This window comes from Neisseria sp. P0004.S004 (assembly GCF_051963335.1).
Lineage (GTDB): Bacteria > Pseudomonadota > Gammaproteobacteria > Burkholderiales > Neisseriaceae > Neisseria.
Window position 1 is genome coordinate 24,243 of record NZ_JBQCUK010000007.1, and the last position, 16,447, is coordinate 40,689.

Genomic DNA, 16,447 nt, shown 5'->3' on the forward strand with positions numbered 1-16,447 from the left:
TTCTGTTTTCAGACGGCCTGTGTGTGATTTTAACATGTTGAACGGGCATTCTTGCCCATCATTATCCGTGGAATATTCAATCTCTTGATGACATCCGCCTAATATTTGTCCGAAGGCTTGAGGCCGTCTGAACTTTGGGTATATTTCACCCGGATGCGAATCCTAACAAAAACGGCGGCTTTGGAACGGCCGCCGTCGGTTTTGTTTAAAGCTTACAGGGTATTTTCCAATGCTTTGGCACACCAGTCGATAACGGTTTGCGGCATGATACCCCACAGGAGCAGCAGGAAGGCATTGACCGTCAGGACAAATTTGGCGGCATAGTTGCTGCCGACCGGCTGGTCATGGTCAGGCGCATCGAAGTAGATGACTTTGACCACGCGCAGGTAGTAGAACGCACCAATCAGCGACATGATGACGGCAAATACGGACAACCAAACATGGCCTTGTTTCAAGAGCGCCATAATCACGCCGAATTTAGCGTAGAAGCCCATCAGCGGCGGAATACCCGCCATGGAGAACATGGACAGCAGCATCAAGAAGGCAAACCATGCATGGCGTTGGTTAAGGCCTGCGAGGTCTTTGATGTTTTCACATTCAATGTCTTTGGTGGACAATACCATCAAAACGCCGAAGCTGACAGCCGCCATCAAAGCATAGGTAATGGCGTAATACAGGCCTGCGGTAAAGCCGACTGCGCCTGCCATAAACGCCAACAGGATAAAGCCCATGTGCGATACGGTGGAGTAGGCAAGCATACGTTTGATATTGGTTTGCATGATGGCGGCAAGGTTACCGACCACCAAAGAAGCAACGGCAAGAATGGCCAACATCGGCGCCCAGTCTGAATGTATGGTACCCATACCGGTAACAAGGATACGGAATGCAAAGACAACAGCGGCAATTTTCGGAGCCGTACCCACAAAGGCGGTAACAGAGGTCGGCGCGCCATCGTACACATCGGGTACCCACATATGGAATGGAACCGCACCCAATTTAAATGCAATGGCAACTACAATAAACACCATACCCAATTTCAACAACCATTCATTGGCCTGCTCATTGAAAGCAGAAGCCAAGACGGAAGCAAAATCGAGGGAACCGGTGGCGCCGTAAACCATGGAAATACCATAGAGCAGCAAGCCGGAAGCCAACGCGCCCAATACGAAATATTTTAGCGCAGCCTCGGCAGAGCGGCCGGAATCGCGGCGCAGGGCAATCATGGCGTACAGCGACAAAGACAACAATTCCAAACCGATATACGCAGTCAGGAAATGTGCCGCGCTGACCATGACGCTCATGCCCAACAGGGCAAACAGCGACAGGGTGTAAAACTCGCCTTTAAAAATTTGGCGGTCTTGGTTGTACGGTTTACTGTAAATAAACAGACCGAAAGTCAGCGCATACAGCACCAGTTTTGCCAAACGGGACATGCCGTCTGCAATATACATACCGTGAAAGGCATCGACACTGCCCTGTTCCCATACCGCCAATTGGGTAACGGCCACGATGATGACTGTTCCCAAACTCATCAGATGGGTCAGATAGCGGTTTTTATCGCAAATCCACAAGTCTGCCAGCAATACGACACCCAATAGCGCAAGCAGCACGATTTCGGGCATGGCGGGCATTAAATTCAAATCAGACCAGTTCATTTACACACCTCAAATCTTGCTTTGTGCCACATGGGCAATCAAATCGTTTGCCGCTTGATGCACCACTTCGATAAACGCTTGCGGATACAGACCCATGCCCAAAACAGCAACCGCCAAAATCGCCAAAATCGCAAATTCGCGGCAATTGATGTCTTTCATTTCGGCAACGTGCGGATTGTGGATCGCACCAAAAATAACGCGTTTGTACATCCACAGGGTATAAGACGCACCGTAAATCAAGGTCATGGCAGCCAACGCGCCTACCCAAAAATTCACTTTAACCGCGCCCATAATCACCATAAACTCGCCCACGAAGCCGGAAGTTGCAGGCAGACCGGCATTGGCCATACCGAACAACATCATAAACGCCGCAAACTTAGGCATCACATTGACCACGCCGCCATAGTCGGCAATATTGCGGGTATGCAGGCGGTCGTACATCACGCCGATACACATAAACATCGCGGCAGACACAAAACCGTGGGAAATCATTTGAACGATTGCGCCTTTCAATGCCCAGTCATTCAGTTGGCCGTTTACAAACAGGAACATGCCCAAAGTGACAAAACCCATGTGGCTGATGGAAGAGTATGCCACCAGTTTTTTCATATCGGTTTGCACCAAAGCCACCATACCGATGTAAATCACGGCAATCAGGCTCAATACGATGATCACGGGGGCAAAATAGCGTGCCGCATCCGGCATAATCGGCAGGATAAAGCGCAAGAAACCATACGCACCCAGCTTCAGCGTAATGGCCGCCAACACCATCGAACCGCCAGTTGGCGCTTCAACGTGGGCATCCGGCAACCAAGTGTGCACAGGGAACATCGGCACTTTTACGGCGAATGACAGGAAGAATGCTACAAACAAAAGCTGTTGCACGCCCAACGGAATCTGTTTGATGTTTTGGAAATCGACAATAGAGAAGCTGCCTGTTTGATAGTACAGGTAAACCATGGCAACCAGCATCAAAAGCGAACCCATCAGCGTATAGAGGAACAGCTTGACCGACGCATAGACGCGACGCGGGCCGCCCCATACACCGATAATCAGGTACAGCGGAATCAGCATACCCTCGAAGAACACATAAAACAGAATCGCATCCTGCGCGGCAAACGCGCCGTTAATCAAACCCGACATAATCAGGAAAGCGGCCATATACTGCGCCGGACGTTTCTGAATGACTTCCCAACCGGCCAATACCACCAACAGCGTAATAAACGCATTCAAGATGATAAAGAGCACTGAAATACCGTCCACGCCCAATGCGTAGTTGATTTTCAGCAGCGGAATCCACTCGTGGAACTCGGTAAACTGATAGCCGCCGCTCAAACGGTCGAAACCGGTAAACAGGGGCAGCGTTACCAAGAAACCGGCAAGCGCACCCATGAAGGCAAGCACACGCGCCAGCGGCGCACGGCTGTCCTTACCGGTCGCCAAAACCAGCACACCTGCGGCGATGGGTATCCATATTGCCAAGCTGAGTAGGTAGTTGGAAAACATAGTGGTTAACCTGTGGTTAAAATAAAAAATATAGTTGTATGGGTTGGTTTCCAGACGACATTTCAGGAGGCCGTCTGAAAAAGATTGTGTATTTTGTGTACGGCAAAATCAAGAAAAATGTATATCTGCCGTCATTCTCTTATTCTGTTGCTGTCTCAAACCTTCTTTTCAGACGGCCTCAAACACTGTCCTCTTTCTCAATCACCAGAATCCGCGCCTCGCCGCACGGATGGGCGACGTGTTCCGTGCCGATTCCTGCGTAAAAGATATCCCCGCTTTTCAAACGAACGATGTGTTCTTCGCCGTTTTCTCGGTAGTGCATCTCAACTTCGCCATCCATCACGGCAAACACTTCCTCGCCGTCGTTGATGTGCCATGTGTAGGGCTGGTTCGTCCAGTGCAGGCGCACGGTGGTGCCGTTCATATTGGCGATGTCGAGTGCACCCCATGCGCGGAAAGCGGTAAATTCGGCGGAGCGGATGGTTTGTGTGTCCGACATGTCTTTTTCTCGCCTCTATATTTCAGACGGCCTCTTCCCTATTTTTCTTGTCAAAACCGTTATCCGAAGATTTTGACTACGCCCCGTCGGTACGGTTGGTGTCCATCTCAAGTTTAATGAACGCATCAATCATGCTGCGCCAAACTGCTTCTGCTACTTCGGGCGACAAACCGGCCTTTTCGGCATAAGCGCGGCGAGAGGCAATCACTTGAGCCACCCGTTCGGGCGCGGAAACCGCCTGCACATCGTTTTTAGGTTTCAGACGACCAGCCTGCCGTACCAATTTCTGCCGACGGGCGAGTAATTCGATTAATCCCTTATCCAAACCGTCGATGGCTTCGCGGACTTCGTCCAGGGTTTGCGGTAATTTATCTTCAATCATTGTTGCTCAAATTTTCTTTTTCAGACGGCCCTATACACAAACTATAGACAGGCCGTCTGAAATCCCTCTTTTATCGGAACAATCCCCAGAAGGTCATGCCGAGCAGTACCAATACGCCGAATACCATAGCGGCGGCATAGGTATAGATGAAGCCGGTTTGGACTTTGCGTACCTGCGCGGCAATCGCGCCGACCAGTTTGGCGGAGCCGTTGACGATACCATTGTCGATAATGGCGGTATCACCGACTTTCCAGAAGAAAGTACCCAATGCACGCGTGCCTTTGGCGAAAACATTGAAATACAGGGCGTCGAGGTAGTATTTGTTTTCAAACAAAACGTAAACCGGACGGAACGCCTGTGCAATTTTCGCAGGCAGGTGCGGCAGTTTGACGTACAAGAGCCATGCGCTCAACACGCCTGCGATAGCAAGGTAGAGTACAGGCGAATGCAGGCTGTGTGACACCATTGCCAATGCGCCGTGGAACTCTTCCTTCATGATGTGCATGGTTGGATGCGCGTCGGTATTGACGAAAATCACGTCTTTGAAGAAATCGCCGTAAAGCATAGGCTCGATGGCAACATAGCCGATGATGACGGACGGAATGGCCAGCAAAATCAAAGGCAGAGTAACAACCAGCGGGCTTTCGTGCGGATTGTCGTTTTTACCCAAACCGTGATGCTCTTCGCCATGATGATCTTCATGATGTTCAGGCAGGCTGCGCCATTTTTCTTCGCCGTGGAATACCATAAAGTATTGGCGGAATGCGTAAAACGCGGTAACAAACACACTGGCGAGGACGGCAAAATAAGCAAAGCCGCTGCCCGGCAGGGTGCTGTATTTCGCTGCTTCGATAATCGAATCTTTGGAATAGAAGCCGGAGAAGAACGGCGTACCGATCAGCGACAAGTTACCGATCAGCATGGTCAGCCAAGTAATCGGCATGTATTTTTTCAGATTGCCCATGTGGCGCATATCTTGGTCATGGTGCATACCGATAATCGCGCTACCTGCGGCCAAGAACAACAAGGCTTTAAAGAAAGCGTGGGTCATCACATGGAACATCGCCACGGAATAGGCAGACGCACCCAGAGCCACGGTCATATAGCCCAGTTGCGACAAGGTGGAATACGCAACCACACGTTTGATGTCGTTTTGAATCACGCCCAAGAAACCCATAAACAGGGCAGTAATCGCACCGATTACCATGATGACTGACAGCGCAGTGCTGCTCATCTCATAAATCGGCGACATACGCGATACCATGAACAGACCGGCGGTAACCATGGTTGCGGCGTGAATCAATGCAGAAATCGGGGTCGGGCCTTCCATCGAATCAGGCAGCCAAACGTGCAGCGGGAATTGCGCCGATTTACCCATCGCACCCACAAACAATAGCAAACAGGTTACGGTAATCAAAGACCATTCCACACCGGGGAACAGTTGGATAGTGGCCGTCTGAACATTAGGCAGATAAGCGAATACATCTTGATAGCGCAGGCTGCCGCCGAAATAGGCAAGCACCAAGCCGATACCGAGCAAAAAGCCGAAGTCGCCGACACGGTTGATCAAAAAGGCTTTCAGGTTGGCAAATATTGCGCTCGGACGTTTGAAATAGAAACCAATCAAAAGGTACGACACCAAACCCACAGCCTCCCAGCCGAAGAAGAGCTGGATGAAGTTATTGCTCATAATCAGCATCAACATGCTGAAAGTAAACAAAGAAATATAGCTGAAGAAGCGTTGGTAGCCGACTTTTTCATCGTGCATATAGCCGATGGTGTAGATATGTACCATCAACGACACACCGGTAACCACGACCATCATCATCGCCGTCATCGTATCGACCAAGAAGCCGACGGAGAAATCCAAACCGCCCATTGTCAGCCAGGTATAAACGTTCTCGTCAAACTTGGTACGGCTGCCATTGAGGAATCCCCACAGCACATAAGCCGACAGCACGGCAGACACCGCCACACCGAGTATTGTTACGGTATGCGCACCGGCACGTCCGATTTTATTGCCGAACAAACCCGCAATCAGCGAGCCTGCCAAAGGCACAAGGGCAATTACCAAATATAAAGTCATGTCGTTCATGATTACCCTTTCAACTCATCCAAATCGGCAACGTTGATTGTTTTTCTGTTACGGTACACCAGCACCATAATCGCTAAACCGATGGCGGATTCAGCAGCGGCAACGGTCAGTACGAAGAATACGAAAATCTGTCCGGCAGTATCGCCCAAATATTGGGAGAAGGCGATAAAGTTGAAGTTCACCGCTAAGAGCATCAGCTCGATGGACATCAGCAATACCAGCACGTTTTTGCGGTTCATAAAGATACCCATTGCGCTGATACCGAACAGGAGCGCACCCAATACCAGATAATGCGTCAAGGTAATCATGCTTTGCCCTCCCCTTCCGGCTTGAGGCCGTCTGAAACTTCGCTCTCTTCAACAAATTCTTTTTGCGGTTTCACAGCTTCCATTTTTACCAAGCGCATACGGCCTTGATCAGCGCGTACTTTGACTTGGTCGGCAGGATCCATACGTTTCGGATTGAAAGTTTTGCGGTGAACCAGCGCAATCGCCGCCACCATACCCAACAGCAGCAATACCGCCGCCAACTCAAACGGCAGCAGATAATCGGTATAAATACGGCTGCCCAAATCGCGGATATTGTTGTAATCGGCCGGAATGTCTTTCATCAGACCAAATGCGGCCAGGTCGGTTTTCGGGTTGACCAAAATCAGGATCAGGGCAACCGCCAACAATGTGCCGACCACACCGGCAACAGGCGCATGACGCCAGAAACCGGCGCGCATGGCTTCGATGTCGATGTTCAACATCATCACGACGAACAGGAACAACACCATCACGGCGCCGACGTAAACCACCACCAGCGTTACGCCCAAGAATTCGGCCTGCATCAGCATCCAAATCATCGCGCTCACGCAGAAGGTCAGCACCAAATGCAAAGCGGCGTGCACAGGGTTTTTAGCGGTAACGGTACGAACCGCACCGTACAAAACGATGGCGGCAAGGATATAGAACAGAATCGCGGAAAAAGTCATTCGTCTGCTCCTTAACGATACGGCGCGTCAGCGGCTTTGCGTTTGGCGATTTCGGGTTCGTATTTGTCGCCAATGGCCAAAAGAATCGGCTTGGTCATGTGCAAGTCGCCTTTTTTCTCGCCGTGGTATTCAAAAATATGGGTTTCCACAATCGCATCGGTCGGGCAGGCCTCTTCGCAGAAACCGCAGAAGATGCACTTGGTCAGGTCGATGTCGTAACGCTTGGTGCGGCGGGTGCCGTCTTCGCGTTCTTCCGATTCGATGTTAATCGCCATTGCCGGACAAACTGCCTCACACAATTTACACGCAATACAGCGCTCTTCGCCGTTCGGATAACGGCGTTGCGCGTGCAGGCCGCGGAAACGCACGGATTGCGGCGTTTTCTCTTCGGGGAAATAAATTGTGTCTTTGCGGGCAAAAAAGTTTTTGAACGTTACGCCCAAGCCTTTTACCAATTCGCCAAGCAGAAAGGTTTTTACTAAGTTAGCCATATTTATGTTCCCTCAAATCAGGGATTTCGTTAGGTATTCAAAATCGCTTTGTTCAGACGGTCTCAAGATGCCGTCTGAAACTTATTTCCACAAATTCAGCGGTGAAATCATCCACACGCCCAAAATCACGATGTAGGCGAAGCCGATGGGAATCAGCACTTTCCAGCCCAAACGCATGATTTGGTCGTAACGGTAGCGTGGGAAAGTTGCACGGATCCACAGGTACCAGTACAACACTGCCGCCATTTTCACGAACATCCAGAATGCGGAAGGCGTACCGATAAAGCCCCAGCTTTGCGGGAACGGAGACAACCAGCCGCCGAGGAACATCAGCGATGTCAGCGCGGCAATCAGGATCATGAAAATGTATTCAGCAAGGAAGAACAGCGCGAATGCGAAGCCGGAGTATTCAACGTGGTGGCCGGCAACGATTTCAGACTCACCCTCTGCCACGTCAAACGGCGCGCGGTTGGTTTCGGCAACGGCGGAAATCAGATAGACGATGAAGATGGGGAAGAGCGGCAGCCAGTTCCAAGAGAATACCGAACCGCCGGCAATACCTTTGGCTTGCGCGGCAACGATGTCGGAGAAGTTCATGCTGCCCGATACCATCACAACGCACACCAGCGCGGCACTCATGGCAATCTCGTAGGAAATGCTTTGCGCGGAAGCACGCATTGCACCCAAGAACGAATATTTGGAGTTGGAAGCCCAGCCCGCGATAATCACGCCGTAAACCGACAGCGAGGTAATCATCAGGATGTACAAAAGGCCGATATTGATATTGGTCAGCACCCATTCTTCATTGAACGGAATCACTGCCCACGCCGCAAAAGACGGGGCGAGCGACATAATCGGGCCGATGTAGAACAGGGCTTTATTTGACAGCTTCGGACGAGTTACCTCTTTAAACAAGAGTTTGAACACGTCGGCAAACGGCTGAATCAGACCCCACGGGCCGGTTACGTTCGGGCCGACGCGAAGCTGCATAAAGCCGATGACTTTACGTTCGAAATACGTCAGGTAGGCAACGGTCAGAATCAGCGGAATCAGGATAATCACGATTTTGACGATGACGGATACCACCAAGCCTACGGTGATGCCCAAATCGCCCAGACCGAGCGTTGCGGCAAAGAGGTTTTGGAACCATTCTTGCATGATCAAGCTCCCGCCAGTTCAATAGTGTCCATCAACGCACCCAGCGCGGCATTTTCGGTATGCAGCGGCAGATGCACCACGTTTTCAGGCAAACCGGCATCGGCTTTGACAGCAACCGATACGCTTGCGCCGTTTTGTTTGGCGACAGCGGTTTGTCCGTCTTGCAGGCCCAAGCGTGCCAATGTGTTTGGATTTACACGCGCGGCAGGCACGGCGGCATGACTGGTTTCTTGCAACGGTGCGGAACGGCGCACGATAGAATCAGTGTGATAAATACCGACGCCGCCGACACGAACGAGGCGGTCTGAGGCCGTCTGAACGCCCTCCCCTGCCCATGTGCTGCGGTTGTCCAGTTTGGACGGCAGGCTTTCCGCATCCAGCGCATCTTTCAGAATCGAAGCGGTATCGTGGTATTCAAAACCTTTCAGGTCAAACAGGTTGCCCAATACGCGCAACACTTTCCACAACGGACGCGAATCGCCGAAGCCTTGTACCACGCCGTGGAAGGATTGCAGACGGCCTTCCATATTGATGAAGCTGCCTGAGGTTTCGGTAAACGGTGCAATCGGCAACAACACGTCGCACACGTCCAGCAGCGTTTCGCTGACAAACGGTGTAAACGCCATCACGCTTTTCGCCTGTTTCAACGCGGCTACGGCTTTTGCGCCGTCAACCGTATCGATTTCAGGCTCGACATTGAGCAGCAAGATTGCCTGTTTCGGCGCGTTTGCCATTTCGACAACGCTCTCGCCGGAGTTTACATTCAAGACATCCGCACCAACGCTGTTGGCGGCTTGCGGCAAAATGCCCAGCACTGCACCGGTCGCGTCTGCCAGCTCTTGCGCGGCGGCATAAATAGCGGCGTAATCAGGATGGTTTTGCACTTCCGCGCCCAAAATCACCGCTGCTTTTTCAGCGTTTTTCAGGCTGGCGGTAACGGCATGTTCCGCATTGGCAGACAGGTTTTTCAGACGGCCTGCCCACTCATCGGGATGTGCGGCTTCTTGGGACAGAAGCGGCATAAACAACTCTTCTTTACTGCTGGCCAATACGCTCAAGGCCATACGGTCTTTGGCAGCACGGCGCAAGCGGGCGGTCAGGAGCGGCTGTTCTTTGCGCAAGTTCGCACCGACTACCAATACGGCATTGTTGTCAGCCAAAGATTCAATGCTTTGTCCCAACCATTGCGCACCTTTAAGGCCGTCTGAAAGACGTTTGTCTTGTTGGCGCAAACGGGTTGCAAAGTTTTTAACACCCAAGCCGTCGGCAAGTTTCTTAGCCAGATACAGCTCTTCAACCGTATTCATCGGATTGGCCCAAACACCGACTTGGTTTTGATTGCCGTCTTTGGCGATACATTCAATCGCGCTGCGGACATATCCCAACGCGGTTTTCCAATCCACGTCCATCCACTCGCCGCCCTGTTTGATTTTCGGGTTTTTCAGACGGCTTTCGTGATACAGGCCTTCGTAGGCGAAACGGTCGCGGTCGGACAGCCAGCATTCGTTGATGGCTTCGTTTTCCAACGGCAACACGCGGCGGACAGTATGATCTTTGGTTTGTACAATCAGGTTGCTACCCAAAGCATCATGGGCGGAAACGGATTTGCGGCGGTTCAATTCCCAAGTACGCGCGTTAAAACGGAACGGTTTGCTGGTCAATGCTCCGACAGGACACAAATCGATGACGTTGCCCGACAATTCGGTTTCCACTGCTTTGCCGATAAAAGGCATGATTTCGGAATGTTCGCCGCGGTTGGCCATGGCGATTTCTTGCACGCCGGCGATTTCTTCAGTGAAACGAACGCAACGGGTACAGTGGATACAACGGCTCATTTCCTCGGCGGAAACCAAAGGACCCATGTCCTTGCCGACGACAGAACGTTTTTCTTCGGTATAACGGCTGGTGGTTTTGCCGTAGCCCATCGCCAAATCCTGCAACTGACATTCGCCGCCTTGGTCGCAGGTCGGACAATCAAGCGGATGGTTGATGAGCAGGAACTCCATCACGCCTTCTTGCGCCTCTCGGGCTTTTGCCGAATGCGTACGCACGATCATGCCGTCTGTAACCGGTGTGGCACAGGCGGGCAGAGGTTTGGGGGCTTTTTCCACGTCCACCAGACACATACGGCAGTTGGCGGCGATAGAAAGTTTTTTGTGGTAACAGAAATGCGGGATATAAGTACCGAGCTTGTGCGCGGCTTCAATCACCGTCGCGCCCTGCTCCACAGATACCTGTTTGCCGTCGATTTCAATTTGTAACATGGTTCGTTCCTAGTTACGGGTATTTAATAAATAATCTTTTTTGGAGGTCGTCTGAAAAATGGGTTTCAGACGGCCTCAGCCGCTTTTTGCTGCAAACCGCGCAATACGTTCATCGCTTGCTCCGCTTTATCGTGTGGTACGAAAATATGGTCGTGGCAGTTGCCCGCTACGACATTGCAACTGATGCCCGCCTGACCCAATGCGGTGGCGAAGGCGGCAGTCAAGCCGACGGCAGCGAGGTCGGAATGTACGGTCAGGGTAATCCACGCGGCGCGGAAATCGGCAGGCAGGCCGTGTTTCAACGCAACGTCTTCGCCTACCACCACCGACAGACCTTCGGCTTCGACGATGGAAGCGAGAATATCGGCGGCGCCGATTCGGGCGGCACTATCGGCGTTCAAGGTAGCGAAACAATACACACCATCGTGCAGCTCTGGCTGCATGGTGCTGATGAGGATGTCGAGGTCACGGATGGGGCGGGTCATGGTTTAGTCTTTTTTCTTTTGGGGATTGAGGCCGTCTGAAAAATTCAGGCTTTCAGACGGCCTTTGCGCTTTGCAGCCTATGTAGGTTGGGTTGCAAACCCAACACCATCAGTTTGCCGTATCAGCACCACTTATTCGGTTTCATCGGTCCGCCGTGTTCGATGTAATGCACAAACTCATCACGGAAATGCTTGGTAAAGCTGCGGACGGGGAAGACGGCGGCATCGGCGAGGGCGCAGATGGTGCGGCCTGCCATTTGGTTGCCGACGGAATCCAGCAAATCCAAGTCTTCCATGCGGCCTTTGCCTTCTACGATGCGGTGGACGATGCGGTAGAGCCAGCCCGTACCTTCTCGGCAAGGCGTACATTGACCGCAAGACTCGTCGTAGTAGAAGTAGCTCAGACGCTCAAGCGCTTTCACCATGCACACGTCTTCGTCCATCACGATAATCGCGCCGGAACCGAGCATCGAGCCTGCCTTGGAAATGGAGTCATAGTCCATATTGGTCTGCATCATGATATCGGCAGGCAATACGGGCGCGGACGAACCGCCGGGAATAACGGCTTTGAGTTTTTTACCGCCGCGCATACCGCCCGCCATTTTCAGGACTTCGGCAAACGGCGTACCCAATGGCACTTCATAGTTGCCCGGACGCTCGACATGGCCGGAAATACAGAACAATTTGGTACCGCCTGCATTCGGAATACCTTTATCGGCAAATGCCTGTCCGCCGTCACGGATAATGAAGGGGACGGAGGAGAACGTTTCGGTATTATTAATGGTGGTCGGTTTGCCGTACAGGCCGAACGAAGCAGGGAATGGCGGTTTAAAGCGCGGCTGGCCTTTTTTGCCTTCCAACGATTCGAGCAATGCGGTTTCTTCGCCGCAAATATATGCGCCGTAGCCGTGGTGGGCAAAGAGTTCAAATTCAAAATCCGAACCCAAAATATTTTTACCCAAAAAACCTGCGGCACGCGCCTGCTCCAAAGCGGCTTCAAAGCGTTGGTAGCCTTCGAAAATTTCGCCGTGGATGTAGTTGTAGCCGGCTTTCGCACCCATCGCATAACCGGCAATAATCATGCCTTCAATCAGGGCATGAGGATTGAACATGATGATGTCACGGTCTTTAAATGTACCCGGCTCGCCTTCGTCGGTGTTGCAAACCACATATTTTTCGCCCGGGAAGGAACGGGGCATAAAGCTCCATTTCAAACCGGTCGGGAAGCCCGCACCGCCACGACCGCGCAAGCCGGAGGCTTTGACTTCGTCAATCACATCGCTTTGCGAGATGTTTTCGGACAGGATTTTACGCAGGGCGGTATAACCGCCACGTTTGACGTATTCGTCCAATGTCCAGCAATCGGGATTGGCGGTATCCACTTGGTCAAAAATCACGCCTGATTGGTAAATAGCCATTTTTGGTGTGCCTGTTCGTTTTCGTATCGGTTGCAGCCGTTGTTTTCAGACGGCCTTTTATTTCAGTTCGGCAAGTTTCTTGTCAATCGCTTCTTCGGTCATAAAGCTGCACATGCTGTGGTTGTTGACCAGCATGACCGGTGCGTCGCCACATGCGCCCATGCATTCGCCTTCGACAAGGGTAAATTTGCCGTCGGGCGTGGTTTCGCCGTAGCCGATACCGAGTTTTTTCTTCAGGTATTCGCCGGTATCCATACCGCCGCGCAGGGCGCAGGGCAGGTTGGTACAAACGGTCAGTTTGTATTTGCCGATAGGCTCAAGGTCGTACATATTGTAGAAAGTAGCGACTTCGTAGGCTTGCGCAGGCGAGATGCCGATATAGTCTGCGACAAAAGCGATGGTCTCGGGAGCAAGCCAGCCTTTTTCGGTTTGGGCAATACGCAATGCGCCCATAATGGCGGAGCGGCGTTGGTCGGCAGGATATTTTGCCAACTCAATATCAATTTGTTTTAAGGATTCTGCGGATAACATTATCGGTCAACCTCCCCGAATACGATGTCCTGCGTACCGATGATGGCAACGACGTCGGCCAGCATGTGACCTTTTGCCATTTCGTCCATGCCTTGCAGGTGGGCGAAGCCGGGTGCGCGGATTTTCAGGCGGTAGGGTTTGTTTGCGCCGTCTGAAATGATGTAAACGCCGAACTCACCTTTTGGATGTTCGACAGCGGTGTAAGTCTCGCCCTCAGGAACGTGCATACCCTCGGTGAAGAGTTTGAAATGGTGAATCAGGTCTTCCATACCTGTTTTCATTTCGGTACGTTTAGGCGGGGCGAATTTGTGGTTTGTGGTGATGACCGGGCCGGGATTCACGCGAAGCCAGTCAACGCATTGTTTGATGATGCGAACGGATTGACGCATTTCTTCCATGCGACAGAGGTAGCGGTCGTAGCAGTCGCCGTTGACACCGACGGGGATGTCGAAATCCATTTTGTCGTACACTTCGTAAGGCTGTGTCTTACGCACGTCCCATTCCACGCCGGAACCGCGCAACATCACGCCGGTAAAGCCTTTTTGCATGGCGCGCTCAGGAGTGACAACGCCGATGCCGACGGTACGCTGTTTCCAAATACGGTTGTCGGTCAGGAGGGTTTCGAGTGTGTCGATGTTTTTCGGGAAACGTTCGCAGAAGGCGTCGATAAAGTCGAGCATGGTGCCTTCGCGGGATTCGTTGAGCTGCTTCAATACTTTGGCGTTGCGGAATTTGCTGCTCTCGTATTTAGGCATGAAATCGGGCAGGTCGCGGTAAACGCCGCCGGGACGGAAGTAGGCTGCGTGCATACGCGCGCCGGACACGGCTTCGTACAAGTCCATCAGCTCTTCGCGATCGCGGAAGGCGTAAAGGATGGCGGTCATCGCGCCGATGTCGAATGCGTGCGAACCGATGCCCATCAAGTGATTGAGGATGCGCGTTACTTCGGCAAACATGACGCGGATGTATTGGGCGCGGATAGGCACATCAATTCCGGCAAGTTTTTCTACCGCCAAGCAATACGCCTGCTCGTTGACCATCATGGAAACGTAGTCCAATCGGTCCATATAAGGCAGGGCTTGCAGGTAGGTTTTGGTTTCCGCCAGTTTTTCGGTGCCTCGGTGCAAGAGGCCGATATGCGGGTCAGCACGGACGATTTGTTCGCCGTCCAACTCCAAAATCATACGCAATACGCCGTGCGCCGCAGGGTGTTGCGGACCGAAGTTGATGGTGTAGTTTCTTAATTTATTGGCCACCGTAATTCTCCTCACGGACGATACGCGGCGTGATCTCGCGCGGCTCAATGGTAACAGGTTGATAAATCACGCGTTTTTGCTCTTCGTCGTAACGCATTTCGACATAGCCGGAAATCGGGAAGTCTTTGCGGAACGGATGTCCGACAAAGCCGTAATCAGTCAGGATGCGGCGCAGGTCGGGATGGTTGTTGAACATGATGCCGTACATATCGAAGGCTTCGCGCTCATACCAATCCGCGCTGTTGTAAATATTGACTACGGATTCGACCACGGGGAAGTCGTCGTCTGAAACCCAGACGCGTACGCGGATGCGTTGATTATTTTTAACGGAAAGCAACTGGCTGACGACAGCAAAGCGTTTGCCCTGCCATGCTTCGTTTTTGTAAGTGCTGTAATCGACGCCGCACAAGTCAACCAGAAGCTCGAAATGCAAATCTTCATGGTCGCGCAATGCGGTCATGACTGAAATATAGTGTTCGGGCAGACACTCGACGGTAATCTCGCCCAAAGCTGAAATGACTTTGCTTGCCTGCTCGCCGAGCACGCCGACGACGGTCTCGTATAAGTTTTGAATGCTTGCCATATCGTCCTCTCCTTACTCGTCACGCGCGATGGTGGAAGTGCGCTTGATTTTTTGCTGGAGCTGAATCAGGCCGTAAATCAGGGCTTCCGCAGTCGGCGGACAACCCGGCACATAAACGTCTACCGGCACGACACGGTCGGCACCGCGCACAACGGAATAAGAATAGTGATAATAGCCGCCGCCGTTGGCACACGAGCCCATAGACAATACCCAGCGCGGCTCGGCGAGCTGGTCGTACACGCGGCGCAGTGCGGGCGCCATTTTGTTGGTGAGCGTACCCGCCACAATCATCAGGTCGGCCTGACGGGGGGACGGACGGAAAATGATACCGAAACGGTCCAGGTCATAACGCGCCATACCTGCGTGCATCATTTCCACGGCGCAACAGGCCAAACCGAAAGTAACCGGCCAAAGCGAACCGGTACGCATATAGTTCAGCACCGTATCCGCGCTGGTGGTGATGAAACCTTTTTTCAAAACGCCTTCTATTCCCATTCCAGCGCACCTTTTTTCCATTCGTAAACAAAGCCTACCGTCAAAACGACGATAAACACCAGCATAGACCAGAAGCCGTATGTACCCAATTCTTTAAATACCACTGCCCACGGCAGCATAAACGCAACCTCCAAATCGAATAGGATAAAGAGGATGGCGACGAGGTAATAACGTACGTCGAACTTCATCCTTGCGTTTTCAAAGGCTTCGAAACCGCATTCGTAAGGCGCATCTTTTTCGGCGTAGTGGTGTTTCGGACCCAAAATAGTGCCGAGCAGGATAAACAGCACACCGGCCGCAAGGCCGACGAGGATGAATACGAGGACGGGAAAATAACTAGCCAACATGGTCGTACCTAACTGGTTGACAGACAAATCTTAAAAATAGATTACCATTTTATCGAATTTCAAAAGCCATTTAAAGGTAAATATCAGCAAATCAGCAAAAAAACCTCAATAAATTCAATAAAGTTATGAGAACAATTCTTATTTGTATTTAATATTTCCAAATTTTAATTTCGGTTTAATCATGTATCATTTCATTCGGATTCTCCACCTATCCGATTTATGCCCCGAATCCGCCCTCTTTCCAATTCCCAATAAAACATGAGGCCGTCTGAAATAGATTATTTTCAGACGGCCTGCGTACATCACA

The 16,447-nt window shown here is 51.7% G+C and carries 17 protein-coding genes; all 17 read right to left on the reverse strand.

The features are described from left to right. Window positions 1–212: 212 nt before the first annotated feature. Window positions 213–1,655, reverse strand: coding sequence for an NADH-quinone oxidoreductase subunit NuoN (nuoN, locus tag ACTHRY_RS07310; protein ID WP_049323658.1), 1,443 nt, complete (start codon window positions 1,653–1,655; stop codon window positions 213–215). Between the two features lie 9 nt (window positions 1,656–1,664). Then, window positions 1,665–3,161, reverse strand: a complete 1,497-nt coding sequence (locus ACTHRY_RS07315) for an NADH-quinone oxidoreductase subunit M (RefSeq protein ID WP_049323659.1) — start codon at window positions 3,159–3,161, stop codon at window positions 1,665–1,667. A gap of 178 nt (window positions 3,162–3,339) precedes the next feature. After that, window positions 3,340–3,660, reverse strand: a complete 321-nt coding sequence (locus ACTHRY_RS07320; protein WP_049323660.1) for a cupin — start codon at window positions 3,658–3,660, stop codon at window positions 3,340–3,342. A 76-nt stretch (window positions 3,661–3,736) separates the two neighbouring features. Continuing rightward, window positions 3,737–4,042, reverse strand: coding sequence for a chorismate mutase (locus ACTHRY_RS07325; RefSeq protein ID WP_003747884.1), 306 nt, complete (start codon window positions 4,040–4,042; stop codon window positions 3,737–3,739). Between the two features lie 70 nt (window positions 4,043–4,112). Further along, on the reverse strand, window positions 4,113–6,137 hold the full coding sequence (nuoL, locus tag ACTHRY_RS07330) for an NADH-quinone oxidoreductase subunit L (protein ID WP_049323661.1): 2,025 nt from the start codon (window positions 6,135–6,137) through the stop codon (window positions 4,113–4,115). Between the two features lie 2 nt (window positions 6,138–6,139). Further along, window positions 6,140–6,445, reverse strand: a complete 306-nt coding sequence (gene nuoK / locus ACTHRY_RS07335) for an NADH-quinone oxidoreductase subunit NuoK (protein ID WP_003747881.1) — start codon at window positions 6,443–6,445, stop codon at window positions 6,140–6,142. Further along, on the reverse strand, window positions 6,442–7,113 hold the full coding sequence (locus tag ACTHRY_RS07340; RefSeq protein WP_049323662.1) for an NADH-quinone oxidoreductase subunit J: 672 nt from the start codon (window positions 7,111–7,113) through the stop codon (window positions 6,442–6,444). The genes nuoK and ACTHRY_RS07340 overlap by 4 nt, the downstream gene beginning before the upstream one ends. 11 nt (window positions 7,114–7,124) lie before the next feature. Continuing rightward, a complete protein-coding gene (nuoI, locus tag ACTHRY_RS07345) occupies window positions 7,125–7,604 on the reverse strand; it encodes an NADH-quinone oxidoreductase subunit NuoI (protein WP_049323663.1) in 480 nt (159 codons plus the stop codon). Window positions 7,605–7,685: 81 nt separating this feature from the next. Further along, window positions 7,686–8,762 carry an NADH-quinone oxidoreductase subunit NuoH gene (gene nuoH / locus ACTHRY_RS07350; protein ID WP_002216340.1) on the reverse strand — a complete coding sequence of 359 codons (1,077 nt, stop codon included), beginning with the start codon at window positions 8,760–8,762 and terminating at the stop codon, window positions 7,686–7,688. A 2-nt stretch (window positions 8,763–8,764) separates the two neighbouring features. Next, window positions 8,765–11,026, reverse strand: a complete 2,262-nt coding sequence (nuoG, locus tag ACTHRY_RS07355; RefSeq protein WP_049323664.1) for an NADH-quinone oxidoreductase subunit NuoG — start codon at window positions 11,024–11,026, stop codon at window positions 8,765–8,767. A gap of 65 nt (window positions 11,027–11,091) precedes the next feature. Continuing rightward, complete coding sequence (locus ACTHRY_RS07360; RefSeq protein WP_049323665.1) at window positions 11,092–11,511, reverse strand: ACT domain-containing protein; 420 nt, start codon at window positions 11,509–11,511, stop codon at window positions 11,092–11,094. Window positions 11,512–11,632: 121 nt separating this feature from the next. Continuing rightward, on the reverse strand, window positions 11,633–12,928 hold the full coding sequence (gene nuoF, locus ACTHRY_RS07365; protein WP_049323666.1) for an NADH-quinone oxidoreductase subunit NuoF: 1,296 nt from the start codon (window positions 12,926–12,928) through the stop codon (window positions 11,633–11,635). Window positions 12,929–12,985: 57 nt separating this feature from the next. After that, window positions 12,986–13,459: an NADH-quinone oxidoreductase subunit NuoE gene (nuoE, locus tag ACTHRY_RS07370; protein WP_049323667.1), complete on the reverse strand. Its 474-nt coding sequence runs from the start codon at window positions 13,457–13,459 to the stop codon at window positions 12,986–12,988. Continuing rightward, window positions 13,459–14,715 (reverse strand): NADH dehydrogenase (quinone) subunit D, encoded by a 1,257-nt coding sequence (nuoD, locus tag ACTHRY_RS07375; protein WP_049323668.1) that lies wholly within the window; start codon window positions 14,713–14,715, stop codon window positions 13,459–13,461. The genes nuoE and nuoD overlap by 1 nt, the downstream gene beginning before the upstream one ends. Beyond that, a complete protein-coding gene (locus tag ACTHRY_RS07380; RefSeq protein WP_049323669.1) occupies window positions 14,705–15,298 on the reverse strand; it encodes an NADH-quinone oxidoreductase subunit C in 594 nt (197 codons plus the stop codon). Before ACTHRY_RS07380 ends, nuoD begins: the two co-directional genes overlap by 11 nt. 12 nt (window positions 15,299–15,310) lie before the next feature. After that, window positions 15,311–15,793, reverse strand: coding sequence for a NuoB/complex I 20 kDa subunit family protein (locus ACTHRY_RS07385; RefSeq protein WP_002215610.1), 483 nt, complete (start codon window positions 15,791–15,793; stop codon window positions 15,311–15,313). Beyond that, window positions 15,784–16,140 (reverse strand): NADH-quinone oxidoreductase subunit A, encoded by a 357-nt coding sequence (locus ACTHRY_RS07390; RefSeq protein ID WP_003747867.1) that lies wholly within the window; start codon window positions 16,138–16,140, stop codon window positions 15,784–15,786. Before ACTHRY_RS07390 ends, ACTHRY_RS07385 begins: the two co-directional genes overlap by 10 nt. Window positions 16,141–16,447 lie beyond the last annotated feature (307 nt).

Coding starts and splice junctions, on each gene's coding strand:
- nuoN (WP_049323658.1), bottom strand. CDS start 1,655: ATGAACTGGTCTGATTTGAATTTAATGCCCGCCATGCCCGAAATCGTG.
- ACTHRY_RS07315 (WP_049323659.1), bottom strand. CDS start 3,161: ATGTTTTCCAACTACCTACTCAGCTTGGCAATATGGATACCCATCGCC.
- ACTHRY_RS07320 (WP_049323660.1), bottom strand. CDS start 3,660: ATGTCGGACACACAAACCATCCGCTCCGCCGAATTTACCGCTTTCCGC.
- ACTHRY_RS07325 (WP_003747884.1), bottom strand. CDS start 4,042: ATGATTGAAGATAAATTACCGCAAACCCTGGACGAAGTCCGCGAAGCC.
- nuoL (WP_049323661.1), bottom strand. CDS start 6,137: ATGAACGACATGACTTTATATTTGGTAATTGCCCTTGTGCCTTTGGCA.
- nuoK (WP_003747881.1), bottom strand. CDS start 6,445: ATGATTACCTTGACGCATTATCTGGTATTGGGTGCGCTCCTGTTCGGT.
- ACTHRY_RS07340 (WP_049323662.1), bottom strand. CDS start 7,113: ATGACTTTTTCCGCGATTCTGTTCTATATCCTTGCCGCCATCGTTTTG.
- nuoI (WP_049323663.1), bottom strand. CDS start 7,604: ATGGCTAACTTAGTAAAAACCTTTCTGCTTGGCGAATTGGTAAAAGGC.
- nuoH (WP_002216340.1), bottom strand. CDS start 8,762: ATGCAAGAATGGTTCCAAAACCTCTTTGCCGCAACGCTCGGTCTGGGC.
- nuoG (WP_049323664.1), bottom strand. CDS start 11,026: ATGTTACAAATTGAAATCGACGGCAAACAGGTATCTGTGGAGCAGGGC.
- ACTHRY_RS07360 (WP_049323665.1), bottom strand. CDS start 11,511: ATGACCCGCCCCATCCGTGACCTCGACATCCTCATCAGCACCATGCAG.
- nuoF (WP_049323666.1), bottom strand. CDS start 12,928: ATGGCTATTTACCAATCAGGCGTGATTTTTGACCAAGTGGATACCGCC.
- nuoE (WP_049323667.1), bottom strand. CDS start 13,459: ATGTTATCCGCAGAATCCTTAAAACAAATTGATATTGAGTTGGCAAAA.
- ACTHRY_RS07380 (WP_049323669.1), bottom strand. CDS start 15,298: ATGGCAAGCATTCAAAACTTATACGAGACCGTCGTCGGCGTGCTCGGC.
- ACTHRY_RS07385 (WP_002215610.1), bottom strand. CDS start 15,793: ATGGGAATAGAAGGCGTTTTGAAAAAAGGTTTCATCACCACCAGCGCG.
- ACTHRY_RS07390 (WP_003747867.1), bottom strand. CDS start 16,140: ATGTTGGCTAGTTATTTTCCCGTCCTCGTATTCATCCTCGTCGGCCTT.